At 67.1% G+C, this 25943-nt stretch carries 23 protein-coding genes, 4 pseudogenes and 1 other annotated feature; of the genes and pseudogenes, 9 read left to right on the top strand and 18 right to left on the bottom strand.

Annotated elements, in window-relative coordinates:
• Positions 1–637 precede the first annotated feature (637 nt).
• Positions 638–1198, bottom strand: a complete 561-nt coding sequence (locus tag ACLN58_RS05120; RefSeq protein WP_415854198.1) for a GNAT family N-acetyltransferase — start codon at positions 1196–1198, stop codon at positions 638–640.
• 284 nt (positions 1199–1482) lie between these two features.
• On the opposite strand from ACLN58_RS05120, the pseudogene ACLN58_RS05115 reads away from it, so the two are divergent.
• Together ACLN58_RS05115 and pip are read left to right on the top strand one after the other, a co-directional pair.
• A pseudogene (locus tag ACLN58_RS05115) lies at positions 1483–1650 on the top strand (IS1595 family transposase); the annotation flags it as partial.
• A 132-nt stretch (positions 1651–1782) separates the two neighbouring features.
• Positions 1783–2742, top strand: a complete 960-nt coding sequence (gene pip / locus ACLN58_RS05110; protein ID WP_415854197.1) for a prolyl aminopeptidase — start codon at positions 1783–1785, stop codon at positions 2740–2742.
• 670 nt (positions 2743–3412) lie between these two features.
• On the opposite strand, the gene ACLN58_RS05105 is transcribed toward pip, so the two are convergent.
• Entirely contained in the window at positions 3413–3976 is a 564-nt protein-coding gene (locus ACLN58_RS05105; RefSeq protein ID WP_415854196.1) for a hypothetical protein, read from the bottom strand.
• A gap of 603 nt (positions 3977–4579) precedes the next feature.
• Here ACLN58_RS05105 and ACLN58_RS05100 point away from each other — a divergent pair.
• Positions 4580–5714 (top strand): annotated as a pseudogene (locus ACLN58_RS05100) (IS3 family transposase); the annotation flags it as partial.
• Positions 4797–4931 (top strand) — a sequence feature (AL1L pseudoknot). It overlaps the preceding pseudogene by 135 nt.
• 392 nt (positions 5715–6106) lie before the next feature.
• A pseudogene (locus ACLN58_RS05095) lies at positions 6107–6396 on the top strand (IS701 family transposase); the annotation flags it as partial.
• A gap of 266 nt (positions 6397–6662) precedes the next feature.
• Here the strand turns inward: ACLN58_RS05095 and ACLN58_RS05090 are convergent.
• From ACLN58_RS05090 to ACLN58_RS05045, 10 genes are all read right to left on the bottom strand, one after another.
• Positions 6663–7403 carry a sulfite exporter TauE/SafE family protein gene (locus ACLN58_RS05090; RefSeq protein ID WP_415854195.1) on the bottom strand — a complete coding sequence of 247 codons (741 nt, stop codon included), beginning with the start codon at positions 7401–7403 and terminating at the stop codon, positions 6663–6665.
• A gap of 17 nt (positions 7404–7420) precedes the next feature.
• On the bottom strand, positions 7421–8845 hold the full coding sequence (locus ACLN58_RS05085) for an aldehyde dehydrogenase family protein (RefSeq protein WP_415854194.1): 1425 nt from the start codon (positions 8843–8845) through the stop codon (positions 7421–7423).
• A 25-nt stretch (positions 8846–8870) separates the two neighbouring features.
• The gene (locus tag ACLN58_RS05080; protein WP_415854193.1) at positions 8871–9953 is read right to left on the bottom strand and encodes a M24 family metallopeptidase; all 1083 of its coding nucleotides are present in this window, start codon (positions 9951–9953) and stop codon (positions 8871–8873) included.
• Positions 9943–12225, bottom strand: coding sequence for a TIM-barrel domain-containing protein (locus ACLN58_RS05075; RefSeq protein WP_415854192.1), 2283 nt, complete (start codon positions 12223–12225; stop codon positions 9943–9945). Before ACLN58_RS05075 ends, ACLN58_RS05080 begins: the two co-directional genes overlap by 11 nt.
• 6 nt (positions 12226–12231) lie before the next feature.
• The gene (locus tag ACLN58_RS05070; RefSeq protein WP_415854191.1) at positions 12232–13047 is read right to left on the bottom strand and encodes a carbohydrate ABC transporter permease; all 816 of its coding nucleotides are present in this window, start codon (positions 13045–13047) and stop codon (positions 12232–12234) included.
• A gap of 3 nt (positions 13048–13050) precedes the next feature.
• Positions 13051–13902 carry a carbohydrate ABC transporter permease gene (locus ACLN58_RS05065; RefSeq protein WP_415854190.1) on the bottom strand — a complete coding sequence of 284 codons (852 nt, stop codon included), beginning with the start codon at positions 13900–13902 and terminating at the stop codon, positions 13051–13053.
• Between the two features lie 136 nt (positions 13903–14038).
• Complete coding sequence (locus ACLN58_RS05060) at positions 14039–15343, bottom strand: ABC transporter substrate-binding protein (RefSeq protein WP_415854189.1); 1305 nt, start codon at positions 15341–15343, stop codon at positions 14039–14041.
• Between the two features lie 23 nt (positions 15344–15366).
• Positions 15367–16779, bottom strand: coding sequence for a hypothetical protein (locus tag ACLN58_RS05055; protein ID WP_415854188.1), 1413 nt, complete (start codon positions 16777–16779; stop codon positions 15367–15369).
• Positions 16780–16783: 4 nt separating this feature from the next.
• The gene (locus ACLN58_RS05050) at positions 16784–17680 is read right to left on the bottom strand and encodes an aldolase (protein ID WP_415854187.1); all 897 of its coding nucleotides are present in this window, start codon (positions 17678–17680) and stop codon (positions 16784–16786) included.
• The gene (locus tag ACLN58_RS05045) at positions 17670–18617 is read right to left on the bottom strand and encodes a carbohydrate kinase family protein (protein WP_415854186.1); all 948 of its coding nucleotides are present in this window, start codon (positions 18615–18617) and stop codon (positions 17670–17672) included. Before ACLN58_RS05045 ends, ACLN58_RS05050 begins: the two co-directional genes overlap by 11 nt.
• A gap of 164 nt (positions 18618–18781) precedes the next feature.
• On the opposite strand from ACLN58_RS05045, the gene ACLN58_RS05040 reads away from it, so the two are divergent.
• The gene (locus ACLN58_RS05040) at positions 18782–19558 is read left to right on the top strand and encodes a DeoR/GlpR family DNA-binding transcription regulator (RefSeq protein WP_415854185.1); all 777 of its coding nucleotides are present in this window, start codon (positions 18782–18784) and stop codon (positions 19556–19558) included.
• Positions 19559–19803: 245 nt separating this feature from the next.
• Here ACLN58_RS05040 and ACLN58_RS05035 read toward each other — a convergent pair whose 3' ends face one another.
• Positions 19804–20112 (bottom strand): hypothetical protein, encoded by a 309-nt coding sequence (locus ACLN58_RS05035; protein ID WP_415854184.1) that lies wholly within the window; start codon positions 20110–20112, stop codon positions 19804–19806.
• Positions 20113–20251: 139 nt separating this feature from the next.
• Positions 20252–20699 (bottom strand): annotated as a pseudogene (gene trxA / locus ACLN58_RS05030) (thioredoxin).
• Positions 20700–21152: 453 nt separating this feature from the next.
• On the opposite strand from trxA, the gene ACLN58_RS05025 reads away from it, so the two are divergent.
• Entirely contained in the window at positions 21153–21569 is a 417-nt protein-coding gene (locus tag ACLN58_RS05025) for a hypothetical protein (protein WP_415854183.1), read from the top strand.
• A 104-nt stretch (positions 21570–21673) separates the two neighbouring features.
• On the opposite strand, the gene ACLN58_RS05020 is transcribed toward ACLN58_RS05025, so the two are convergent.
• Positions 21674–21934 (bottom strand): metal-sensitive transcriptional regulator, encoded by a 261-nt coding sequence (locus ACLN58_RS05020; protein ID WP_415854182.1) that lies wholly within the window; start codon positions 21932–21934, stop codon positions 21674–21676.
• Positions 21918–22346 carry a DUF302 domain-containing protein gene (locus ACLN58_RS05015; protein ID WP_415854181.1) on the bottom strand — a complete coding sequence of 143 codons (429 nt, stop codon included), beginning with the start codon at positions 22344–22346 and terminating at the stop codon, positions 21918–21920. The genes ACLN58_RS05020 and ACLN58_RS05015 overlap by 17 nt, the downstream gene beginning before the upstream one ends.
• A gap of 131 nt (positions 22347–22477) precedes the next feature.
• Here ACLN58_RS05015 and ACLN58_RS05010 point away from each other — a divergent pair, with 131 nt between their 5' ends.
• The 3 genes from ACLN58_RS05010 to ACLN58_RS05000 all read left to right on the top strand — a co-directional run bounded on the left by ACLN58_RS05010 (position 22478) and on the right by ACLN58_RS05000 (position 24941).
• Complete coding sequence (locus tag ACLN58_RS05010; protein WP_415854180.1) at positions 22478–22879, top strand: carboxymuconolactone decarboxylase family protein; 402 nt, start codon at positions 22478–22480, stop codon at positions 22877–22879.
• Positions 22880–23242: 363 nt separating this feature from the next.
• Positions 23243–23890, top strand: coding sequence for a DUF4389 domain-containing protein (locus ACLN58_RS05005; protein WP_415854179.1), 648 nt, complete (start codon positions 23243–23245; stop codon positions 23888–23890).
• Between the two features lie 700 nt (positions 23891–24590).
• The gene (locus tag ACLN58_RS05000; protein WP_415854199.1) at positions 24591–24941 is read left to right on the top strand and encodes a hypothetical protein; all 351 of its coding nucleotides are present in this window, start codon (positions 24591–24593) and stop codon (positions 24939–24941) included.
• Here ACLN58_RS05000 and ACLN58_RS04995 read toward each other — a convergent pair.
• The gene (locus ACLN58_RS04995) at positions 24847–25044 is read right to left on the bottom strand and encodes a helix-turn-helix domain-containing protein (protein WP_415854178.1); all 198 of its coding nucleotides are present in this window, start codon (positions 25042–25044) and stop codon (positions 24847–24849) included. The two genes, ACLN58_RS05000 and ACLN58_RS04995, sit on opposite strands and share 95 nt — an antisense overlap.
• Positions 25045–25203: 159 nt before the next feature.
• On the bottom strand, positions 25204–25806 hold the full coding sequence (locus tag ACLN58_RS04990) for a class I SAM-dependent methyltransferase (RefSeq protein WP_415854177.1): 603 nt from the start codon (positions 25804–25806) through the stop codon (positions 25204–25206).
• Between the last annotated feature and the right edge of the window lie 137 nt (positions 25807–25943).

Here is a 25943-nt window from a genome sequence, read left to right as displayed (position 1 = left end):
CGTAGCTCCCGAGCACCAGTCACCTGCCCTCGGAAGGTAGTAACCACCTATCGAAGCTGATTTCGCCAGGAAGGCAGTTCGAGACCGTCGGGTAGACTTAGTGAGAAGGAATTGGGTATCTGCTTAGCTGAAGTACGCTGGCGCGGCCTAGCTTCGCCGCGCCTTGGTGAGCCCCGACCGGGAGATGCTCTCCGGCCTGGTCGAGGTCGACGAGAGCTTCATCGGCGACGTCCACCGAGACACGCCCGGTCTCGGACCCGACAAGGTTTCGGTCCTGATCGCCGCCGAGCGACCGAAGGCCCGCCCTGGTGAAGTTCGGTCAGCGCGTCGTCGCGCCCGGCTCCACCACGGACTGGGCGAGGCAGATGCGGCGCTTCGCCGACCTGGGCTAACAGCACGAGTACTTCACCCAGCTCGGCTCGAAAATCCCGGCGCACGTGAACATGCCCGCGGTCCACACGGCCGCCTCCCAGCTCGAGCGCTGGATCGACGGCACCCTGCACCAGAGCATCTCACGCGTGGCTATGTCGACTTCCCCTGACACCGTTGGTCGACTTCGACGGACACCCTGTCGATGCTTCGCTACCGTGGTGGTGCCGGTTTCATCCGACACCACCACGGCCGACGCGAAAGACGGTCAGGCGGGCTGTTCCAACGACTTGGCCATCGTGATTTCGCTGTCATACCCGTCGGGTTTGCGGTTCTGGTCCACAGTGAAGCCTGCCTTGGCATACAGGCGGAACGCGGGTGCGTTATCGGCCATGACTGATAGCTCTAACTCGGTGGCGCGTGTTGCGGCCCAAGACTCGATCCCTCGGATCAAGCTCAGTGCTACGCCTTGGCCTCGGACGTCTGGAGCAACCCACATCGACACAAGCGCAATGGACGAGGCGGACTGCCCCGGGATACCGCTGGCCATTCCGACTGGCGACGCGCCTGCGACGGCGACCAAGGTGATGGACACAGCCGGGTCGAGCCGCGATCGCCATCGTTCCTCGCGGTCATTCTCGCCCGACCAATCAGCCAAGGTTGCCGAGAACGTCGCAGCGTCCTCGGCCAACGCGCGCAGGCGCACCGACCGGATCAGTCGCCAGTCGTCCGGGACGGCTTGGCGGATTTCCACTGGGCCGGTCCGAGACGTGGTTTCAGGCGGTCTGCTCTTGTCGCGTGCTTCGGGCCGGTGCTCGTGGTCGGTCATGGATCTTCTCCCTTTCGAAGTGGAAGCCTCTTCGAGAGATCCCCTGTCACGACAAAGCCCCAGGGATTTTCCGGGGCTCAAGCTGCGCGAGGAGGCGCTAATGGGCACGCCGGAACGGATCCGGCGTTGTCGTAACTTGCTGCACTCGCATGCGGCGATAGTAGCAGCGCGAAGAGTCGCCAGGAGTGAGTCAAGCCTCGTCGACATCGAAATCACGCCGGCCGGGTGGTGTCCGTCGAAGTCGACAAACGGTGTCACGGGAAGTCGACATAGCCACACGCGGGCAGCTGGACTGCTACCTCGACGAGCTCACATTCCGCTTCAACCGCCGCACAGGCGAGAGCCGCGGCCTGCTCTTCTACCGGCTCCTCCAACAGGCCACGAACGCCGACCCAGAGCCTTTGAAGGACCTCGTGATCCCCCACGACGCGGATTCGGACTTCGCCGAGTGAGAGGTTTCTTCCCCCAGGCTTGACGGCTTCTCCCTACACCACGACGCCGATTGGGCGGCCGATGTCGGCGAGACTCGACACGCGCTCGCCAAGCGCGTTCGCCCTCAACGACGGCGGCCTAAGCTGTTCGGCGTGAGCTACCCGATTGGCGAACCATACAGTGCGGGGACGATGCCGACACACGACGGGCACAGGGTCTATTGGGAGGTCTGCGGCAACCCAGACGGCAAACCGGCGATCGTGCTCCACGGCGGCCCGGGATCGGGAGCCACCCCGTGGTGGCGGCAGTTCTTCGACCCTTCCCGATATCGGGTGGTGATGTTCGACCAACGAGGATGCGGGCGAAGCATGCCCAGCGCGCGGGATGACCTCGCAGCCCTCGAAAACAACACAACCGCGCATCTTATCGCCGACGTCGAAGCCCTGCGAGGCCTCCTGGGAATCGACAGGTGGCTGCTGTTCGGCGCTTCGTGGGGGTCGACCCTCGGGCTCAGCTACGCAGTCGAGCATCCCGAGCGTGTCTCCGAGCTCGTCCTGTGGGCACTGGTAACGACTCGCGCCAAGGACGTCCATTGGCTCACCCACGTCATGGGCGAGGTCTACCCGAAGGAGTTCGACGAACTCCTCGGCGTGATCCCGCCCGAGTCGCGCAGCGGCAATATCCCCGCGGCAATGAGCGCCCTGCTGCGTTCCCCGGACGCAGGCGTGCGGGATGAGGCGGCACGGGCGTGGTGCGCCTGGGAGGACCGCATCGCAACTCTCTCGGGTCCCGTTATTCCAAGCCCGCGGTGGCAGGAGCCATCTGCGCGGCTGGGCTTCGCCCGGCTCGTGACCCACTATTTCGGCCATCACGCGTTCTTGGACGACGACGCCATTACCTCACGGCTTCACCGCATCAGCCACATCCCGGCGTACTTCCTGCGCGGGCGGCTCGACATCGCCTCGCCGCTGCGATCCGCATATGAAATCGCGCAACACCTCCCCATGGCGACGCTGGAGATCATCGAGGCAGACGCCCACGGAGCGGGAGACGACACGACCGAGCGCCTCGTGAAGGCGCTCGACGGGTTCGCGAGACCAACGACTCCCTGAATCAGCTGGAGCCAGTCCGTCCCTGACCTTGCAGAGCAGCGCCGGCGAACTCGACACCGCCGCCCTCGCCAACGAATGTCGAGCCCTCCTGGCCGAAGTTCGGTCTGCTGCCAGACGCGAAGGCGTCCTCTCCGCGCGCACCAATTTCAGCCAAGCAGATACCCAATACTGACGTGAGGTATCTGCTTGGCTCAAGTATGCTGAGGCGTCAACGCAGTTCGCTACGTCCGCGTCCGATCACGGGCTGCCGAACTCGCCCTGCTCATCAACGGGGCCCATCGTGAGGAAAAATTTCGGCCCGACTGCGAGCAGCTCGTTCATCGAACGTCGCCGAGATCGACCACACCCGCGCCGTCAGCGAGCCGCCGGGACAGCCCCAGGGCGACGTCCAGAGCGCGCCCATCCGCGTTGCCGCTGGGCGGGCCTGTCTCAGCTACCCCGGTCAGGGTCGCTGCGGTCCCGCCAATCGTTGGCGATATCTTCAGCTCCCAACGGTGCGCGGGAGCGAACAGAGCTCCCCTCGTTCGGAACGCTCACCCAACGGTGGATCCACGCAGCTCGCGTATGCGGTTCATCCATACGACAGCCTTTGCGCCGTGCAAGCGCTCTGCGGTTCTCCGATTGCGAACCACTAGTGTCGTGTTTCCGGGGACGGGACGTTGGTCTCGGGTCAGCCGCTGACGGACGCTAGGGTGATCCGGAGTGCAATGACGCGGACAGACTCCGGAGGAGTCCCTCCCTTCTCCAGCGATACGATCACGCCCGCAGCGGTGCCGGTGTAGGGGGAGCCGGAGTCGTCCTTGGCCCTGCCGAGCTGTCGTCCGTTGGCTTCGAGGGCCAACGAGTTGTCAGGGTTGCAGTAGGCCACGAGGGCGACGGAGCCGCTCTGGAGGGTCTGGTCGTCGCCCTTAGCCAGAATCTGCCACTGGTCCCCGGCCTGTTTGAAGATCGCCCACCGGCCGTTCGTCTTGACCGTGAACGTATAGGCGTGGGTGTTGTCCTGGACCGCGCATCGGACACCGAACTGGGCAGCGGTCGCCGAACCGGAGGTCAGCTGCATCTGGGCCGCCACCACCTGGTGCGCCTGCTTGGCATCCTCCTGCGACGACCAGAACTCCCCGTCCTTCTTCGCCGTGACCTGATACGCGCCGTCCTTCCCGCATCCGGCGGTGAAGTCGTTGTCGTCGCTGGTGGTGAAGGGACACGACCCAGCGGTCGAGTTCCAGTTGAACACCCGATGGCCGGGCGTGTCAGGAAGCGGTGAGGGCGCTGCAGGGGCAGACCCTGTCGTGGTGGCAGGCCCGGACGGCGAAGGGGCCGCGGTGGAAGCCGGGGCAGTCGACGGCGGATTCTTCGGTTGCGAGTCGGCACAGGCAGACAGTCCCGCCGTCAGGACAACAACGAACAGGCCTGCCGCAATGGATTCAGAATGGCGCATCGGCGCACCTCTCTCGGTCGTTGTCCGACATCGTCTTGCTCCAGCACGCTCCCCGCGACCGCCGCTCAGGACGCCCCAGGGCAAAAGCCCAGCCTGTCGCGTCGAGGTCCGCGCGATTCCTGCGGTTGAGCAAGCCGCAGGCAGGCGTACTGCCTCTTCGTTCTGCATCGCGCACCTTCCCCTTGTTCGGCAGGGACCCCAAGTGTGCCGCGCAAAGGAGGAGCGCCGACAGGGCATTCGGTCCCGAAGGCTGTGCTCCCGAGACTGGTTGAACCGCCCTGGGTCTGATGGAGACTCCCGACCTTGGAAACGGGGACGGAGTCATTTGCAACGAGTCACGGGACTGGGTAGCCGACGGCACGTCGGTATTCGCCGGAGGAGAAGGCTGCCGCGGTGCGGATGGTGCGGACCCTGCGCGCGGAGCTGGGGGCCGAGCACGGGAGGGTGCAGCGGGTCGCGGCCCAGCTGGACCCGAATCGGTGCGGGCCTGGGTGCGCCCGCCCGACATCGGCGACGGCGCGGCGCCGGGTGTGAGCACGGCCGACGCCCGGCGGATCAGGGAGCTGGAACAGGAGAACCGCGAGCTGCGCCGGGCGAACGAGATCCTCAAGTGGGCGGCGAGTTTCTCCGGGGCGGAGCTCGACCGCCAACACCGGAAGTAGCCGCGTTCATCGATGCGAACAAGGACGGCTTCGTAGAGGGCCGCCCGCTCGGAGTCGAGCCCATCTGCAGCCTGCTGCCGGTGGCTCCGAGCACCTACTACGCCACGAAGGACCCCGCTCCCTCGGCGCGCGCAGTGAGCGACGCAGCCCTCATCCCCAAGCTTGTGACGCTCTTGAAGGACAACTCTACGGAGTTCGCAAGCTCTGGAAGGCCACCCGCCGGTCCGGGATCGACATCGGTCGCGATCAGACCGGCCGGCTGATGCGCGCCGCCGGCATCGAGGGCGCGACTCGGACCAAGCGGGTCAGGACGACCAGGGCTGATCCCGCCGCTGCTCGGCATCCGGACCTGGTGAACCGCGAGTTCACGCGGCGGCCCCCAACCGGCTTTGGGTGACCGACCTGACGTTCGTGTCCATGTGGGCGGGCGTGGCCTACGTCTGCTTCATCATCGACGTATTTAGCAGAATGATCGTCGGCTGGCGCTGCGCGTCCCATATGCGCACCGAGATGGTCCTCCACGCAATCGAGATGGCCCGCTGGTCAGAGGACGCCATCATGAGGATCTGCGGTGCCATAGCGATGCCGGTGGCCAGTTCACGTCGATCCGCGACAGCGAGCGACTCGCCGAGATCGGCGCGACGGCGTCGATCGGGACCGTCGGCGACAGCTACGACAACGCCCTGGCCGAGACGGTGCACGGCTACTACGAGACCGAACCCGTCCGCGGGCCTGGACGCCCCGGCCAGTGGAAGACCGTCGAGGACCTCGAGCTCGCGACCCTCGGATGGGTCCACCGGCACAACACCGAGCGCCCCCACGGCTACCTCGGCGACATCCCGCCCGCCGAGTTCGAGCAGGCGTTCTATGCTGGCCGAGCCGAACGCAGACCCAGGGCGGTTCACGAGGGGTCGGGACGCCTGTTCGAGAGAGGCAACAGCATCGTCCGTCTGGCCGGCTCTGGCCAGCCGGGGTCCCCGTAGTGACGGGGGAAAATCGGGCGGATTTGGCTGGGGGGACTCCTGGCTTCGGGTTCTGTGCCCAAGGCTGTCACCCGGTCAGTGCGGCGAGGGTGCCGGTCGGTGGAGGACGCGGCGGATGGTGGAGCGGCCGCCGCGGTATTCCTCGGCCAGGTCGGCGAATGACACGTCGCCTGCGGCGTAGCGCTGGCGGATGGTGCGCTGGGCGGGGGCCAGCCAAGAGCGACCACCGCTACGCCCGGGCCCGGGCACGGATCAATGGCGCCAACGACGGGCAGGCCGAACACTGGCTGCTCGCCCGCCGGTCGCTGGCCGACCCCACGGATCCGGCCTGCTACATCTGCCACACGCCGCCGCGCGTGTCGCTCGCCGAGCTTGTCCGCGTGGCAGGGGCCCGCTGGGCCGTCGAGGAGACCTTCCAGACCGCCAAGGGCGGCCAAGCCGAAGCCGGCTCGACCACGACCAAGTGCGGCAATGGACCAGCTGGTGCCGGCACATCACCCTCTCCGTGGTCGCCCACGCCTTCCTGACCATGATCCGGTCCAGAACGGGGGCTCCGGCTGCGGCGAGCTGATCGCCCTCTCCCTGCCGGAAGTCAGGCGACTGATCGTCCGTCTCATCTGGCACCGCCGACACAGCCCCGAACTCGATCGGCGGCCCTGTCCCGATGTTGCGTCATGTCGTCATGGGACGTGCGAATCTGCCCGTCGGATATCGCGCCAACCGACTGCCGTCGAGGGAAACGGCCGAACGATGTTCGTCCAATTCGGCAGCGAGGACATCGAGACCTGGACCTGATCGGGACACGGGCCAGTCGGTTTGCGCCTTGGCGGATAGGGATCAGGCCAGCGCCAGGATGCCGTTGACGAGGAGCAGGGCCGCGCCGGTGAAGGCGAGCACGACGACGGCGGCCCTGCTCGCCTTCGCGGGGATCTTCGGTCCGACGTAGTTGCCGAGGACGATTCCGAGGACGAGCGCTGCTGCGCAGGCCGCCCACTGCGGCAGGTCCAGTGCGGGGACGGAGTGCTTGGCGGCGAGGGAGGCCAGGCCGACGCCGAAGAAGTAGAGCTGGATGCTGACCGCGAAGGCGGCGTGCTTCCACCGGCTCGCGAGTGCGTAGGCCGTGACCGCCGGTCCGCCGACGCCGGCGGTGACGTTCATGAAGCCCGAGACGAACCCTGCAGCTGCTGCTCCGAACCGGCTCTGGAGGGCCGGGGCCTGTCTGACGGTGAGGCTCGCGACGAGGGCGAGGATGATCATGGCGCCGATCAGCGTGGAGAGCAGGGCGGGCGGGGCGTGCGAGGCGACCCATGAGCCGGGAACCACGGCGATGATGGCCGGGATCATCATGGCGAAGACACGGCGGTATTCGACCTGCCTGAACACCTGGACGAACACGAGCAGGGCAGTCAGCGTGCCGAAGACGTTGACCACGATGACTCCGTTGAACGGGCCGAGGATCATCACGAGGAACGGCGAGGCGACGAGGGCGAAGCCGACCCCGCTGATGCGCTGGGTGGAGGCGCCGAGGAAGGTCGCTCCGGCCAGGGCGGCGAGGGACCAGAGATGGTCAGGGCTCACGGGGTTTCCTGGTCTGGTCAGGGTCGCCAGGCGAGGTACTTCGGCTCGGTGAACTCTTCCATTCCGAGGCTCGCTCCCTCCCTGCCGAGGCCTGACTGCTTGACTCCGCCCATGGGCGCGAAGGCCACGGAGGGGAGAGGGTCGTTGATCCCGACGATCCCGGCTTCGAGCTCGTCGGCGACCCGCCAGGACCGCGCCGCATCGCGGGTGAACACGTAGGCGGCGAGGCCCATCTCGGTGTGGTTGGCGCGCCCGAGCACCTCGGCTTCGTCGGTGAACGGGAACGCCGCGGCGACGGGGCCGAAGACCTCTTCCCGCGCGAGCGCGGCCTGCTCGGGGACGTCGGTCAGCAGCATGGGGCGCAGGAACGATCCCCCCGCGGGCACTTGGCGCCACGAGGTGCGTTCCTTGGCGCCGAGCTCGAGCGCCTCGTCGACCATGCGTTGCACGGAGGCAACGCTGTCCTGGTTGATCATCGGCCCCAGGTCGGGCACGGGTTCGGCCGAGCCGTCGCCGATCGAGAGCGCGTCGAGCCTGCCGGCGAGCCGGGTCACGAACTCCTCGAAGACACCGTCCTGGACGAAGAACCGGTTGGCGGCTACGCAGGACTGCCCGGTATTCCGGGTCTTGGCCAGGACCGCGGCGTCGACGGCGGCGTCCAGGTCTGCGTCGTCGAAGACAATGAACGGGGCGTTCCCGCCGAGCTCGAGCAGGGGGCGGACCACGCGCTTCGCGGCCGTGGCCATGATCTGCCGGCCCACGGCGGTCGAGCCGGTGAACGTCACGACGCGGACGGAGGGGTGGGCCAGGAGAGCGTCTGTGATCTCCCTGGCGGGGCCGTGGACGAGGTTGAGGACGCCGGGCGGGAGGCCTGCGTCGTTGATGGCACGTACGAGCTCGGTTGCGGCGAGCGGGGCGCGCTCCGAGACGCGGGCGACGACGGTGCACCCGGCCGCGAGTGCGGGGGCGAGTTTGCGGGCCTGAAGCGAGCAGGGGAAGTTCCACGAGGTCAGGCTGACGACGACGCCCGTTGCGGACCGGGTGCTCAGGTGGCGGCGCGCGGGGTCCTCGCTGGGGATGACGTTCCCGAGGGGGCGGCGTGCCTCCTCGGCGAACCACTTGAAGTATTCGATGGAGAAGCTGATCTCGCCGATCGCCTCGGGGAGCCGCTTGCCCGCCTCTGCCGCGAGGGTGGCCGCGATGCTCTCGCGCCGCTCGAGGAGCAGCTCGGCCGCTCGGAGGAGGATGTCGGCGCGCTTCCGCGCCGGGGTCTTCGACCAGCCTGTGAACGCCCCCGCTGCCGCGTCCGCGGCCTCGGTCGCCAGCGCGGCGTCACCCCAGCAGGCCGTGCCGACGGTCTGGCCGGTGGCGGGGTTGTGGACGTCCTTGCGGCTGGCGAGCTTGCGCCACTGGCCGTTGATGAGGGTGGTTTCTTCCGTCATTGCGGGGAGCCTTTCGTGAGTGAGGTCAGGACAAGACAAGGGGAGCGGGCCGCCGCCGCGATCCGGCGGTGATGGTGGGCCAGACGCCGTCGTCCACGAGCGGGAGCGGTCCCGTCGCGGTGACGAGGCTCGTGTCCTCGACTTTCCAGGCGGCGGCGCTCGGGTTCCAGGCGACGACCGAGTTCTCGACGAGCAGTTCCGTGCTTGCCGAGTGGGCCGGGTAGTCGCGGGGCGTGAAGCCGCTGAATCCGCCTTGGTGGTGCCGTGTGTATTCGTCGGGGTCGAAGCCCTGTCTGGCGTATTCCGCGGCGCCGGCGTCGAAGGCCTTCCCAATCGGCGTTCCGGGGAGGCTCGCGTCGAGGTATGCGCTCTCGACGACGAGAAGCCGCAGGTAGGCGTCGAGTGCCACGGGTGCGGGCTGGTTGAAGAAGACGAATCGGGTGGCGCTTGCGATGAGACCCTGCCTGCGGCCGCAGCAGACGAGCATGAGGCTGTCTTCGGCCCGCGCGCTGGTCGGGAGCGGGTGCCGGTGCCGTTCGCCGCGGCCGTCCGCGCCGACGAAGACGCAGACGGGGTCGAGCTCGCATTCCATGAGTTCCTCGACCATGACCGCCGCGGCCTGGTATTCGGTCATTCCCGGGTGGAGGCGCGGCGCCGCAGCAGTGAGGGCGGCGGCGGTGTCGCGGCAGACGTCGGTGAGGATACGGATATGGCCGTCGTCGAGGACCCGCCGGAGCGCCACGATATCCGCGGCGACGTTCGTCGATCCGGGCAGGCCACTGTCGCTTCCTGCGTCGGCGAACCCTGCCGCGGCGGCCCTCCTGTCTGTGCTCCAGGGCAGCTCGAGCCAGTCCAAGTCGAGGCCCGCGAACTCGGTATCCCGGAGGCGAGGGACCTCGATGGCGTTCGCGATGACGGTGGGCTTGGCTTCCCCGGCGTCGATGACGACGTCGCAGCACGCGGCGTCCAGGGTCATTGGCACGTGCGAGCGGGCGGAGAAGAGCCACGAGAGGGAGGCTGGCGCGCTCAGGACGATGCGCTCGAGCCCGCTCCGGGCCGCGACCCCACGGACTTTCTGGACCCGCCCGGCGAACTGTTCAGGCGTCATGGTCGACGATCTCGATCGTCCCGGCGTTGGCGATAACGCCGTCGAAGCCCAGGAACGGCGGCAGCGGCTCGTCGCGACGGCCGAAGCGGTGCACGACCCACGGCTGGTCCAGGATCTCGTCGGTGTTCCGAGCGGTCTCCGGGACCCGGACGGTGGGGATCGCGGCGCCTTCACGGACCAGGACCGGCATAGTGTCGAGCGGGAAAGTACGGGTGTGGTGGCCGCTCGTGTAGCGGGCCCCGGTGAAGAAATCGGTCCACTCTCCGGCCGGAACGTAGAACGTCCGCGTCGCGGGCCCCGAGGAATCGTCGAAGACCGGGACGACCAGAAGGTCGCGGCCGAGCATGAACTCGGAGTCGATGCCCACCGCCACCGGATCGTCCGGGAAGGCCAGGTGGAGCGGTCGCATCATGGGAAGGCCCTCGCGGACCGATTCCACCGCTGACTGCCACAGGTAGGGAAGCAGCTCGTAGCGGCGGCGGATCCACATCCTCGCGATCTTGAGGGCCTCGGGTCCGAAGGCCCACGGTTCCCGCGGCCTGAGCCCGTGAGCGCGCATGAGGGGCGAGAAGGCACCGAACTGGGTCCACCTGACGTAGAGGCCATCGGTGAGCTCCGGGCCGAAGAATCCGCCGATGTCGTGGCTCCAGAAACCGGGTGCGCCCATGCCGTACGAGAGGCCGCCGCGAAGCGTGGCCTGCATTCCCGCGACCGTGGATTCCGCGTCGCCACCCCATTGGCCGGGGTAGCGGTGCGACCCGGCCCAGCCGGAGCGCCCCCACACGAGCGGGGCGCGCCCGGTGATCTCGGCGATCGCTTCACTCGTCGCGCTGTTGTAGCGGAGCGGATAGAGGTTGTGGTGATGGGTTGGGGGAGTGTCCTCCGCGAGGACTCCCTCCGCAGGGAACCCCTCGCCGAAGTCGGTCTTGAAGACCGCGACCCCGTCGTCGAGGAACGCTCGGTGCTGCTCCTTCCACCAGGCACGGGCCTCGGGATTCGAGAAGTCGATGAGGGCCCTGGGTCGTCCGTCCGGGGTCGGGGTGCCACCCAGGTGGGCCGTTGCGCCGTCGTCCTTCTTGACGAAGAATCCGCGCTCCTCAAGGTCCGCGTAGATTGGCGAGGCAGGGTCGACGTAGGGAAGCTCCCAGACCGAGAGCCGCTTGCCCTCGGCGGCCAGACGAGCGACGAAGTCCTTCCGCCGGCCGAACCGCTGCTCGTTCCAGATGAAGTCCGTGTTGAGCCGGTCGACGACGAGCCAGTCGGGGTCAAGGTGCAGGACGTCACACGGGATGGCGTGGGCGTTCATGGTTCGGGCGACGTCGAGCATCTCGGTGCTGCTGTGGTAGCGGCACCGCCCCATCCAGTAGCCGAAGGCCCACGGTGGAGGGACCCGTGACGGGCCGGTGAGGGCTGTGTAGTCAGCCAGGCGCTGGGCAGGGTCGGGGCTCACGAAGACGAACAGGTCGAGCGCGTCGTCGTCAAGGGACAAGGAGAGCACGCTGGGGCGGTGATGGCCGACGTCGGCCGTGACGGCGGCGCCGGTGTTGAGGAAGCCCGCGTAGCCGGCGGTGGAGTGCCAGACCGGGACGGGCTTGTAGGCCATGCCGGTTCCCGTGCCCAGCGCGTCCTCGGATCGCAGGTGCAGTTTCTGGCCGTTCTTCACGAGCCGACCGAACTGCTCGCCGAAGCCGAGGATGTCCTCGGAGGCCGCGAGCTCGAGGTTGAGGGTCGCTCTTCCCGCTTCGAGCAGCGCAGGTGGCGCCATCGGGAACCCGGCAACCTGACGGAGCCGCTCGGCGGTGCGCAGGACGGTGCGGCCTTCGCGGTCCGTGATCTTCAGGGTGAACGGCGACCGATCGACGCTCACCGAGAATTCGTCTCCGTCGAGCCTGAACTCGCGGTCGCCTTCGCTGACGGACGACGGCGTCGATGCGCCCTCGGCGACGATCCCCAGCCAGGTGGGGGGTTGGGTGAAGACGCGGTGGCCTTCCGGCGCGAGCACGATGCGCGCGGTGCGCGGCCCGTGGGCTACCACCCTGAGCCGCCACGGGCTGGGGGAGAGGCGTGGGAGCCGAATCGAGGAGGGCAGGTTCGGCATGCTGACCTCGACCCCCTGCTCCTTGAGCGTCTCGCCGGTGAGCCAGCCGGGCATGGGGTCCAGCTGGACGGCCGGCAGCGCTGTCACCGACAGGTCGAGCTGCCCGCCGTCGCTGGAACCAGTCTTGACGTGTCGCAGGATCACGGTGTCCGAGGAGCCCGTGCGATGGGACATGGCGGATTAGCCTTTCACGGCGCCGGCGGTCATGCCGGCGACGAAGAATCGCTGGAGGAAGACGTACGCGACCACGATCGGGATCGAGGCGAGGACGACTCCCGCGAACAGCAGGGGGTAGTTGGTCAGGAACTCGCCCTGGAAGCTCAGCAGGGCCACAGGCAGCGTGCGCTTCTCGGGCGAGGAGATGAACAGCAGCGGGTAGAGCAGGTCGTTCCAGTGCATGACGAAGAGGAAGATGCCGGTGGCTGCGATCGAGGGCAGGGACAGGGGTACGGCGACTGCGTAGTAGGTGCGCCAGGGTCCCGAGCCGTCCACCTTCGCAGCCTCGAAGAGGTCGGACGGGAGGGTCCGCATGAACCCTCCGAGGATGAACACCGCGACGGGCAGCGTCACCACGATGTTGATGAGGACCAGCCCGACTTGGCTGTCGAGCAGGCCCAGCTGCTGGAACAGCACGTACTGGGGGATCATGTTCGCCTGCGCGGGAACGGACATGCCCAGGACGATGAAGCCGAAGATCAGCCAGCCCTTCCATCCGGGAATGCGCGAGATCCCGTAGGCCGCGAGGGTCGCAATGAACAGCGTCAGCGTCACGGAGCAGGCCGTCACGATCGTGCTGTTGAGGAACGCCGTGCCGAGGTTCTGGCCTCCGAGCACCTCCCCGTAGTTGCCGAGGTCGAGCCGGTTCGGCGGCGCGAACGGGCTTGCGAAGAGCTCCGGGGTCGTCTTGAACGTCCCGAACAGGACCACGAGCAGCGGAACCAGGATCAGGACCGCATAGACCGCCAGGATGGCGCCCTTGGAAAGCTTGCCGGCCATCGCTCAGCCTTTCTGGACGAGTCGCAGCACGCGACGCAGGAAGAACGTCGTCACGCCGATGAAGAGCATGAACAGGATCGACTCCGCGGCTGCGTAGCCGTACTGGGAATTCGCGAACGTGGTGTAGATGCGGGTGGAGAGAATATCCAGGCCAGACCCGGGGGGATTCCCGCCGAGGCCGAGGATCAGGTCGAACGACTTGAACGACTGGATCGTCGTGTAGGCGACCACGATCGACGTCGCAGGGGCGACGAGAGGCCAGGTGATCCATCGGAACTGGTCCCACTTGCTCGCTCCGTCGACCTCGGCGGCCTCGTACAGCTCGGCCGGGATGGCCTGGAGTCCGGCGACGAAGACCACGATCATCTGCCCCGTGTGGGCCCACGTCTGGGTCAGGGCCACCCAGAAGATCGCGGTCGATGAATCTCCCAGGAACGAGGAGCTCAGCCCGCCGAGGCCTACGGCGTGCAGGCTCTGGTTGATGAGCCCGAAGTTCGGGTCGTACATGAACCTCCAGACGAAGGCCACCGAGACGGAGGAGAGGATCGTGGGGAAGAAGTACAGGGCGCGAAGGAAGACATTCACCTTCGTGTTCTTCACCAGGAAGACTGCCAGCAGGAGCGAAAGCAGCGTCTGCGCCGCCACCACCACGATCATGAACTTCATGCTGTTGCCGAGGGCGTTGCTGAACAGAACGTCGCCGGCGAATGCCCGCGCGAAGTTCGCAATCCCGAGCGTGCTGTAGGTGGGGCTGTAGCCGTCCCAGTCGGTCACCGAGTACTGGATGGCCTGCAGGGCCGGGACAGCGAAGAAGAACGTGAAGAGCACGAGCGCAGGCAGCGGGAAGAGGAACATCGCCAGCGGGGTCCTCGTGGCCCGGCGTCGCCTCCTCACCGGGGCTGACGCCGGCGGGCCGGCCGCGGTCCCCGGCGAGGCAGTCGATTCGCCGGACCGGTCCTTGCGTGCCCTGATCCGGAGCCTTGTGGGGAGGTCACTTGGCCTTGACATGCTGATCCACAACCTTCTGGGCGTCGTCGGCCGCCTTGGCAGGATCGGTGCCGCCGAGGACCTTCACCGCTGCCGCCTCCACCGCATGCTGGACGTCGAGGTCTGTGAACTGGTAGCGCGGGGCGAGGATGGTCTTCTTGTCCAGCCACGGCCTGAGCGCCTTGAGGTCTGGGTCGGTGTATTCCACGCCCTTGACCGGGGAGAACTGGGCGGTCGCGTTCGCGTAGGCGGTGGCGTTGGCGGGGTCGCTGAGGAACTGGAGCCACGCAAGCGCCGCCCCCTGCACCTTCGATGCCGAGTTGATTCCGAGGATGAACGTGGAGTTGTAGGTGCCCTCGTACCTGGCCTTCCCCTTCGCGGAGGTGATCGGCGGGGCCAGGTCGACCGGGAACTTGGCCCCCAGCTTCCGTACGGCGGCGACGTGGTAGCTGCCGGTGGCCAGGATGGCTGCCTTGCCCGTGGCAAAGAGCTGCTCGGCGGGCTCGACCGCGGAGCCGGCGGAGTTGGGCTGCATGTAGGGGGCCAGCTGCCGGTAGTACCTGAGCATCTGGAGGAACCAGTCGTCCGTGCACTTCAGCTCGCCGGACTGGATCTTGGTGCACATGTCGTCGGAGGGCGCGACGTTCATGATCATCGAGTTGAACAGCTGCCCGGCGTTGCCCGCGTCGGCCCCGGGGAACGCGACGGGCGTGATCCCCTTGGACTTGATCGCCTCGAGCATTGCCAGATAGGAATCCCAGTCGGTCGGGATGCTGCTGATTCCGGCGTTGCCGAGGATATCGGTGTTCACCACCGGCATGGGCAGCACGATCTGGTACGGGTAGCCGTACTGCTTGCCGTTCTCGGCCCCGCTCGTGATGAGGTTTGCGGTGTACTTGTCGGTCAGCCCGCTCGTGCCGAGGTCGGTGAAGATCCCCGATGAGACAAAGCTTTCGAACTGGGAGCCTCGGAACGCAGGCGCGACGTCGCCGATGGCGCCGGAGCGAATCCGCTGGAGGGCCTGGGCCTGGTAGTCAGTGGACGTCGTGATGTCCTGCGTGACGTCGATGTCGGGGTTCGCCTGCTTGAACTTGTCGATCAGCTTGGCGAAGACGTCCTTGTCCTCCGCGCGCCAGTGCGCGAAGGAGACTTTTCCACTTTTGTTCGCCGTGTTGAGAGAGCTGCCGGCCCCTGGCTTGGTCGAGCCGGGTCCCGCGCACGCGGCGAGGGATGCGGCGGCGCCGGTCACCGCGAACAGCTGGAGCATGCGGCGGCGGCTCAGGGGGGCGTTCTGGCTGAAGTCGGACATGATCGGTGCAACTCCTTTGTTCTTCACCATTCGACAACGGGGATTCCAAGCAGATCCGCGGCGGCTCTGAGCTTGGGGCGGATGTCCGTCCAGGCGAGGACGGTGTGGTGCGGAAAGCCGCCGGTGACAAGACCGGCAACCATCTCCGCTGCGTTCGCATCCATGCGGACGTCGGCGGTGTTGCCCTGGAACCGGTTCGGGGCCGGGATCGAGACACCCGAGGCAATCAGGAGCCGGAGGCCGGTCGGGTTCTCGGAGCCCGGCAGGTCCTCGGTGAGTCGGGCGAGGACCACCGGTCCCGTCTTGAGCGGGAAGTTGCCCGCGACGCCGATCTTCCGGTTGCAGTGGACGTACTGGGTGGCGTTGTCGGGGTCGGCGGCCAGGGACGTGGCGGCGGAGCCACAGTGCCAGAGCCGGACGAGATTCTCCTCCTCGTCGAGATCCACCGTGTCGACGAGATAGGTGGTCCCCGAACCGAGGGCCTCGCACAGGAGCATGGTCACGGCCCCGTAGACGTCGCGCTCGCACACCGTTGGCGTACCCTCGTCGGCGAGCCTGGAGAGCGAGGAACACGGGCAGACCCCGAGCTGGGTCGGGAACTCGGGCCAGCAGCGCACGGCCACGGCCGAGAGATCGGCCCGCTCGGACCATGCCCGCAGTGCCGCGGTGACCGCCGCGTGCCCCATGACCTGGGTCCCGTCCAATGCCGTGAGGGTGGGGCGTGCGGCCACGACGGCGTTGTACTCCCGGCTGCGATCGTCCTCCGAGACGCCGTGGATCTGCTCGAAGGCGTCGTCGATACCCAGGGGATCGACGTCGAGGCCGAAGAGGGACCGGAGCAGCTCGGGATCGAAGTCGCTGGGCGTGAAGCCCGCGGGGGCCTCGCCCAGGATCCCGATACGCCGACCGCGCAGGGCCTCCAGGTCGGCGGCGACCTCGCTGGCGTCGGCCCTTTCATGCTGTTCAGTGGGCAGCTCGGGCGCCGCGGGCAGTGTTCCGTCGAGAGCCTCCGCGATCCGGGCGCGCACGTTGGCGTCGTCGGGGTCGCCATAGACGAGCCGGACCTCCTGGCCGTTGCGCCTCAGGGCGTGGCCGAAGAGGTTGGCCCCGCACAGCGAGTTCAGCCACAGCCGGTCCCCGACGGGTCCGGGCTCACGGAAGGACCACAGCAGCAGAGGCTTGTCCAAGCCGGAGTAGAGCTCGAGCGCCGGAGTGGCGTCAGAGAAGGAGGCACAGACGTTGACCACGAGATCAGAGCCGCCGAGGAGGAAGGAGCGGGCGCTCTCGATGTCATCGGGGGTCATGACGAGTTCTTCCGGCCCGCGGACCGTTGCGCCGAGCTCCTCGAGAAGCTTGCGCGCCGCCACGGCGCGCTCCAGGGCAACGTCCGTGACGAAGGTCGGCCGTGCAGTGGGGATCATTACGACGTCGGTCATCGCCTCAGGCCTTCACATGGGTGTCGACGACGCCGCAGAGCCGCTCGAGCCGGCCCACGGCATTCGTGCGCAGGTCCTCTGCGACGTCGGAGCTGCCGAGGGAGGAGGCCCAGACTGCACGCCCGGCGAGGAAGCCCGACGCGCCCTCCTCGCAGGCCCAGGCGACGGCCTGGGGGAAGACGTCCTGCGGCACGCCCGAGGAGAGGACGACCCACGGGCTGGCGATCGTGCGGCTCAACCGCCGGCACGCCTCGCGCACTTCGGACTCAGCGGCCTGGCCGTGGAACGGCACCTCGGCCTTGTAGAGGTCGGCCCCGAGGCTCCCGAGCTCATCTGCGGCCGCCATGACCCCCGCGTTCCAGTCCCATTGGCTTCCGTCGAGGGGCTTGCGTGAAACCGGCTCGATGATGCTCACGAGCCCGGCGTTCCGGCAGATCTCGACGAACTCCTCGGTCATCGCGATACGCTCCTCTGCGCCGCCGTCGGGACGGTAGAGGACCAAGAGCTTCATGGCCACGGCGCCACGGGCACGGAGGGAGGCCGGATCGAGCGCGCGGTCGATGCTGACCTTGCCGACCACCTCGCCGTAGGCCGGTTCGAAGTGGTCCGCCGCGGCGATGAGGCCGCAGCCGGGTGCGACGACGTTCTGGGCGATGGCCTCCTCCAGCGCGAACTGGCGGTCGATCAGGACGGCGGAGGCATGCGGGGTCAGGATCCGCGCGGCCTGGAGCTTGAAGTCCCTCACGTGCTCGTCGGTGACGGCGCCGTCCTGGTGCTCGGCCATCATGTTGCGCAGCGCCTCGCGCTGGTCCACCGCGAGCATCGCGAACGCGCCAGAGGGCCGCTGGAGATCAGCGAGCGTGGCTGCGGCGGTGGTGGGGGCAGGGTACTCAGCGGGCAAGGTCTTCTCCTTGGGTAGCAGGTGCGGTCGAAGCAGCGAGGCACCGGAGCGCCTCGGCGTGGTCGGGGATGCGGGATCGGCCGTCGATGCCGCGGCATGAGAGGGACGCTACGGTGGTCGCGTATGCGAGCGCCTCGCCGAGGCCCTCGAACTCGCCGCGTGCGGCCCTCACGAGCCCCGCGAGCAGAGCGCCATGGAAGACGTCGCCTGCACCGAGCGTGCTCGCAATGTCTGCCGGCGGCGGCGTCGCATGCCTGAGCGTGCCGTTGCCGGCGATGCCCCAGGAGCCATCGCCGCCGCCCGTCGCGACCGCGATCTGCGCGCCGTCGGCCAGCGCGCGTCGCAGCAGCGCCTCGGTGTCGTTCGGGCCGACGTGAGACCCGTACCGCGCCATCAGAGCGGGAAGGGTCGGCGCGTAGAGGGCCGTCCCCGCCTGGGTATAGCCGGGGATGGGATTGCCCGCGTCAACCGAAAGCCGGGGAAATTGTGCAAGACGGTTCACGAACCGCCGCACCGGCCCCCACCCCAGCTGGTCGACGTGGACCCAGTCCGACGCCTCGATGAGGGCGCGAGCCGCGGGATCCGTGTCGAGCTCGATGTCGGGCCCCGGACGATTGACGATCGCCCGGGTCCTGTGGGGCCCGTCAATCACCACGACGCTGCGGGCGGATCTGCCTCCCGGTATGCGCCGGATGCCTGAGACGTCGACTCCCTCTGCGGCGAGGCCTTCGACGATCCGGTGGCCCTCGTCGTCGTCTCCCACCGCGCTCACGAGCGCGGCGTCGATGCCGAGCCTCGCTGCGGCCACCGCGGCCGTAGCCGCCGGACCTCCCCCCGCGAAGAGGACGTCCTGGGCGACGATGCGCTCATCCGCGTCGGGGTATCTGTCCACGAGCGCTATCGCGTCTGCGGTAGCAACTCCCACGAAAACCAGCAAGGGGGATCCTCTCTCGGTTCGCGTCGTCTATGACGGCGATCACATGAAAGAATCTAAACACCATATGTTGGAAAGTCAACAGACAGGTGTTGAAGTGATATCATAGTCTGGTAGGCCGAGAGACCCGAGGGGGCAATGTGGCGCCTGAGTCAGCCGAAGCCGGGGTGAAGTCTTCCCGGGACAGCGCTCGCGCACGTCAGGACCAGATCCTGCGGCAGCTGCGCAGCTCGCCGTTCGTCTCCGTCTCCGAACTCGTGCAGCAGCTGGGCGTCTCGGACATGACAGTCCGGCGCGACCTCAAGAACCTCTCGAACCGCGGCGAGGTGAACATCGTCCACGGCGGAGCCTCCCTCCCCCACAGCGCCCATGGAACGGCGGACTTCTCCCGCCGCGCCCGACGGCTCTCCGAGGCCAAGCACAAGATCGCCGTCGCCGCCCAGGAGTACATCCCAGATCGCGGGGTCATCGCGATCGACGCCGGCACCACCGCATTCGCCGTGGTCAACGAGCTCTCGGCCGACTTCCGCGGAACCGTCATCACCCATTCGATTCCGGTTCTCCAGCACATGCTCTCGTTCCCCAACGCCAGCGTGCTCGGGCTCGGGGGAGAGCTCCTCATCGAGAGCCAGGCCCTCGTAGGCCCGCGCACCGTCGAAGGCCTCGCAGGTCTCAAAGCCGACACCCTCTTCCTCGGAGCCGCCGCGATCGACGCAGCCGGGATCTACGTCACCACCGACATCGAGCGGCCCGTCAAGAAGGCGCTGATCGAAAGCGCTTCTCTGGTCGTCCTCGTCGCCGACCATGAGAAGTTCAACGGGTCCGCCGCCGTGAGGCTGGTCGACTTCTCTGCCGTCGATGTCGTGATCACCGATGCGGCTCCTGGCCCGGACGTCGACAATCGGCTCAAGGCCGCCGGTACCGATGTCATAGTGTGCGCATGAAGCGACCCACCCCTTCGGACATCAGGGGGCGAACCCGGGATCATTTGGCCTCAAGGACGCACTGGCGAACAGCGAATCGAACGTCCCCTCGAGCAACGGACCCGGGCACATGGTTGACGCATCGCCTGGCATGACGGTCATCTGACCGGTATATCTCGGAGGCCCCGGGGTCAGACGGGGCATCCGGCCCGCTGCCCTGGCCGACCGGCTTAGGACCCATGCCTCGCGAAGCCGTCGCTACGGAGTCAGGGCGAGCCGACCGACCCGCAGAACACCCCGAAGACGGCGAAGTCCCGTCGAACCGTGGCAGTCCCCTCGTTCACGGCCAGCGCCGTGAAACGGCGCCTGCTCGCGCTCGGCACGATCGACCCCGACGCCCTGCTGTTCTGCTCTCGCGAGGGCAGCTTACGACGAACAGACTTCGGCGGCAGCCCCGCCACGTCCTGGATCTGGCCCGTCTCGCCCCCGTCACGCCGCGCAAGTTCCGGCGGACGGTGGCCACCGCAATCAACGAGCATGCCGGAATCGCGCTCGCCGCCGAGCTGCTCGGCCACACCGCGCCGCTTCGCGGGACGAAGAGCGTTTCCGCAGGTCAAACGGTGGCACCACCGCAGCACCCCGAATAACGAGCCCAGTCGGGCGGACCGCAGTTCGGCGCGAGCTGTCTCTGTCAACCCCTATAGAAGTCGACCTTTAGTTGCCTTTGCCGACCGCGCGGCTGCGGGACAGCGCACCGTCGAGCCATGAGCGGAGAACGGGCGCCGACCCCGCCCCAGCTTGACGCGCGACAACGGTTCCCCCGCGACAACCGTCAGGGTGGGTACAGCCTGGATCCCGAAACGCGCGGAAAGCTGGGGAGCACCATCGATGTCGACTTTGACAAGCTTCACTCGTCCCGCGGGTTCTCGGGCCAATTGGTCGAGAGCGGGGCTGACCATGCGGCACGGACCGCACCACGCCGCCCAGAAGTCGACGAGCACAGGAAGGGATGCTCCTTCGATGATTTCAGCGAAGTCGGCGTCTCCAGCGTCGACGATCCAGGGCAATTCGTGGTGACAGTTGCCCCATACCGATCGTTGGCGCTCGAAGGAACCCTGTTCGGCTTGCCGCAGTGAGGGCAGACCGTGATGGCTTCCTTCATCACTCGGGCCTCCTCCTCAGTCGGTCCCCTGGCCGAATCCCCACCCGCGTGATTGCTGCTAGGGCGCGACGGGCGGCGTGACGAGGTCAGCGCTGACGTGTGGCCTCTCCCGCTGCTGCGCACCGGCTTCATGTGCGCAATGACTGCAGCAATAGGTTCCCCTGTCGGTCTCCATGGTGTGCTCCACGACCCGGCAGTCACAGTGTTCACAGGCCGGCGCCATGGTGGATTGCGCATTCAAATCTGTCGAATGTGCCCGTCTGGTCGCCCACCGTGACCGTGAATGTCCTCGCGTAGTCTTTTCCGCAAAACGTCACATCCTGCCATGATGATGTCCTTGCTCGGCGCGCTCATGAACCGTGCCGTCGTTCGTAGGCTTGGGAATCAGTGACAAGGCCAAGTAGACGCCTCTGTGGGCCGTACTAGGGACGAAAGGCCGGGTCTCGCGCGGACGTGCTGATCGCGTTATTGGCGATAGCGCAGAAGGGCACCCTGGACAGCCTGCTCGACGGCGGGACACTTGCCGGGATGGACCACACCCGCACAGAGCTGTTCCTCGGTGACGGCCAGTACTTCAAGGGCCTCGCCGACGATGAGCACCTCACGGGCGGCCAGTGGGGAATGATGAACGAGACCGGCAACTACCCGGGCCAATCATGGCTGTGGCTGTTCTCATTCTGGTACCAGATCCCGCCGTTCAACGGACTCTCGAACGCCGACCTGGTGATCAGCGGGATCATGGTGTTCTTCACCCTGGTGCTTATGCTTGTGCCCTTCATCCCGGGCCTCCGCTCGATCCCGCGGCTCATCCCGATTCACAGCCTCATCTGGCGGGACTGCTACAAGCGGACCCAGAATCCTCACAGCTAGCCCGCGAAGCCGACTAACGGGGAGGGCGCGACGAGGATGGGATGACCTTAGCGCTGCTCCGGGCGGACGCGCAGCCTCGCGCGCAGCGATGTCCGGGAAGGCCATCATGCGAGTGAAAGAAAGAGCCTTTCCAGCTGCTTAACGTCCAAGGTGCTGGGGTCTTCCGTGGTGAGGCAATGCTGAAGCCCGGTCGACACGAGCGCATAGCCGGCTCGGCTGAGCGCCTTGTTGACGGCGGCGAGTTGGGTGAGCACGTCCTCGCATTCGGCGCTGTTCTCCATCATGCGGATGACCGTGGCCAGGTGGCCGTGGGCGCGTTTCATCCTTGTGATGATCGCCTTCATCTCGTCAGGCTCCAGTTGCATTCTCTGGCTCCTTGTCAGTGGCTGTCAGGGCGTTGAGCATCTGGCTGATTCGCTTCCGCGCGTCGGCGACGACATTCACCAGATCGGGATGGTCCGTGAGCGCGTGCAGCACATCCGGGTCGAGAACGGTGACGGTGGTCGAATCGTCTCCTGCGCTCGTGACGACGACGTTGCAGGGCAGCAGTGCGGCGATCCGTGGGTCAGCTAGGAGCGCAGCGCGCGCCAGCTGGGGCCGACAGGCGCCAAGTATGACTTGCGGGGGAATCTCGACCCCCAGTTTCGCGCGGAAAGTCGCGCTCAGGTCGATCTCGGTGAGCACTCCGAATCCCGCATCAACGAGTGCATCGCGGACCAGGGCGAGTGCCTTGTCATGGGGTACCGCAACGGTCGCGGTGAGTGTGAAGTCAGCCATCTCTTTCCTCCCTTTCGCCTCATCGTACAACCCCCTAGGGGGATGTGCTAATCTCATCGTATCCCCCCAGGGGGTTATTGAATGGCCGCAACGAGACGACTCCCCCAAATCCGAGGTGTGAGGAAACAGGAATGACAACCACAGCCGACGAATCAGGACTGCAGTCTCAGGGGCACGGCAAACGTGTCCTCGAAGACCTGTCACCACTTCATCGTGAACTGCGCCGAGCGATCCCCGACGTCTACAAGGGGTTCGGCGCCCTTTCGCAGGCGGCTTTTGCGGACGGCGCGATGGACCGCAAGACCAAGGAACTCATCGCCATGGCGATCGGCGTCGCTGAAGGCTGCGACGGGTGTATCGCTTCGCATGCCCAGGCCGCAGCCCGGGCGGGCGCCACGCGTCAGGAAGCCGCTGAGGCAATCGGCGTCACGTTCCTCATGCACGGTGGACCTGCGACCATCTATGGAGCTCGTGCCTACAGTGCCTTCTGCGAGTTCGCCGACGCCTTCGAAACCGGCGAAGTTTCTGCCTGACAGATCACCGACCACCGAGAGGACCAAGCACAGCCATGTGCCGACCTATCCGCTGCAAGACCTGCGGCAAGACCACGTGGGCCGGATGTGGCCAACACGTCGCCGACGTCAAGGCCGCCGTTCCCGCTGGCCAGTGGTGCTCAGGCCACACCCACTCAGAACCCAAGAGCAGCTGGTTCGGAAGCCTGCTGGAACAGGCTTCGAGGAGTTGGCCGCCTGTGGGTCGTCGTCTGCCCCCGAGGTAGGCCGCTTCGCCTCTTCGCCGTCCAGAGGGGCTTTTGGCACTGCCATCTCCGAGCGCTTCCGGCCAAACTGGGCACAGTCGCAGTGTGTGTTCCACGGCGGCGATCGAAGGAGATGGCAGTGCCTGTCAGCGAGCCAGCAGCTTCACCGAGTGCCCCGCCCGTGAGCTTCTCCGTGGATTACCCGGACCGTGAGCTCGACCGCGTGAGCAGCGCGTTCCGAATCATCCTCGCGATCCCGTTTGCGATCGTCGTGTCCAGCATCGGCAGTACGACGTTGAACACCGCATCCACCGGGCGGGACCTCGTGATCAATGGCACCGGTCTCCTCTTCCTGCCGACGCTGTTGATGATCCTCTTCCGCCAGAAATACCCCCGGTGGTGGTTCGACTGGAACCTCCAGTTGCTGCGCCTGGTCAACCGGCTCGCTGCATACCTCCTGCTCTTGGATGACCACTACCCTGCAACCGACGACGAGCGAGCCGTGCGTCTCGACCTTCGGTATCCCGACGCGCGGGTTGACCTCAACCGATGGCTGCCCCTCGTGAAGTGGATCTTGGCGATTCCGCACTACATCGTCCTCGCCTTCCTCTTCGTCGGCGCGGTGGTCGCAGCGGTAATAGCCTGGTTCGCCATCATCTTCACGGGCCACTACCCGCGCGGACTGTTCGACTTCGTAGTGGGCGTGATGCGCTGGAACGTGCGCGTGGTCGCCTACGCGGGGATTCTCGTCACCGATGCCTACCCGCCTTTCCGGTTGCGCCCCTGACGAGCATTCCGCACCTGAGCGCTTAGCGCTGCACTCAAAGTCATCGCGGCCTGGCGTCTTGACCACGCCCGCCGACGCCCAGTGCCTTCAGAAGCGTCTCCCATCCCAGGGAAGCTTCTTCTGAATGTGTTATGTCTCAGGAGATCTCGGACACTCGGGTGTCAACCCATCCCGGACAGTTCTGGGGTCTCTGGCGTGGACACTTCTGCGGTCGAATAGCCCGAGTGCCCGAAACCGAATCCACCAGTAGACCCCGTATCCGACTCGCGATCGCGCGCTGGCCCGATGACGCCCCCAGGGGCACGGTCACGACGTTCTGATCCTCGCGACGCCGTCTACCGCATCCAGCGCACCACGCAGCCCAGGCATGGAAGGTAGCAGCCGACACGGCCCAGCAAGCCGAAACCGAGCGCCCGACCATCCGGGGATCCGCATCCGGCCGCGGTCGGAGCCTCTGAGCGATGAAAGACGAGGTTCAGCGGGGTGAGCGCCGAGGGGCGCGCACGATCGGTAAGATCCTCTCGGCCGCCCCTGTCCAAACCTGGAATATCTGCGGCTACTGGGAAGCGACGAGCCCTGCGAGAAACTCTTAACCGGAGAACCGCGGTGCCGTCTGGGAACCCGGCCCAGCTGCTGCAGCAACTCCAATGAGCCCAGCAGCAAGTCCTCCGATTTCCGGGTCGGGATCATCCTGGCCAGCATGAACCTCGAGTGCGCGGCGGTGATCACCAACACCGGCAGGAGCCTGCTCGAGCCATCCTCGAGCGGGATCCTGCACGGCGGGAACCACAGGTCGCACTGCGCGGCGTCTCCGGCCGCCCAGACCAGCCGGTCCGCCGGATCTATCCGCTGCTGCTCCGGACGCAGCCGGCGCACGTTGTCACGGAACCAGCGGATCGACCCCGTCCACCCGACCCGTTCCGCCAGCACGGTTGCCGACATGTCCGGGGTCCCGGTCAGCAACTCCCGCACCCGAGCCTCGAATGGCGTGAACGACGTCGGTCTCGCCGACCGCTCGTACCGCGGCGGCCAGCCCAGGCCACGGCCCTGATGACCGCGGTCCGCGAGATACCCAACCTCGCCGCGATCTTCGCCTTCGGCTCCCCTTCCGCGGCAAGCCTGCGGATCAGCGCCCAGTCCTCCAAAGCGATCACCCTCCAATCGTTGAGTGTTCACCTTTCGGACGCCGCACCCGTCCAGTTTCCGAGCGCCGCCGACAATCAGCGCCGCGCTTGGCGCTGGCCCCCGGGCGTGCACGCGACCGCCCGCGGCAACAGAATCCTCCGTATGCTGCCTCGACGTGGAGTCGTCGTTCAGTGGGCTGAGCGGGCCGCGCGGAGCTGGACTGCGGTGCCGGCTCCCCGTCCGGGCGGGTTCCATGTCCAGGTCTCGATGTCAGTGAATCCGGTGCTGGCGAGAGCTTTGGCCAGGGCTGGCGCGCCGCCGGGAAGCCACTTCTGGTGGGCTGAGAGCAGCAGCCGACCGCCGGGACGCAGGACGCGGCAGATCTCGGTGAATCCGGCTGTCAGGTTGGGCCAGATATGGACGGTGTTCACAGTGAGGACGGCGTCCGCGGATGCCGTTGGCTGGCCTGTGTCCTGGGCCTGGCCTGCTTCGAGGCTGACCCGCCCTCGGCGGACCAGCTCAGCGCACCGTCGGGCAGCTGCCTCGCGCATCAGCTCGGAGGGATCGATGCCGATGACGTTCGCGCACCGCATGCCTGCCGCGTAGAGGCCGACGCCGGGTCCGGGGCCGAGGACCACGACACGCTCGCCTTCCGTGAGCCCGGCCAGGTCCACGAGGTGCCGTTCGGTGTCGGCGTTCCCTCTGGCCATGAGGTGGCCGCCGATCCGTCCCAGCGTCCCGGAGGGATGTCCGAAGCCAGCTTCGAGGATGCGTCTGCCGATTCGTGTCACGGGAGGAGCTCCTGTCGGTCTGAGGGCCGGGGCCCTTCGCCCGGCCCTGGATCGGTGTGCGCTTCCACGTTAGCGGAGACCGTGGTGCAGAGGTATCCCAGACGTGCGTCGTCGACCCTTTGTCAGTGCTCGCGGTG

This window comes from Sinomonas sp. G460-2 (genome assembly GCF_047759905.1).
Taxonomy (GTDB): domain Bacteria; phylum Actinomycetota; class Actinomycetes; order Actinomycetales; family Micrococcaceae; genus Sinomonas.
The sequence above is the reverse complement of the archived record's forward strand: the minus strand, read 5'-3'. Positions and strand labels throughout refer to the sequence as shown.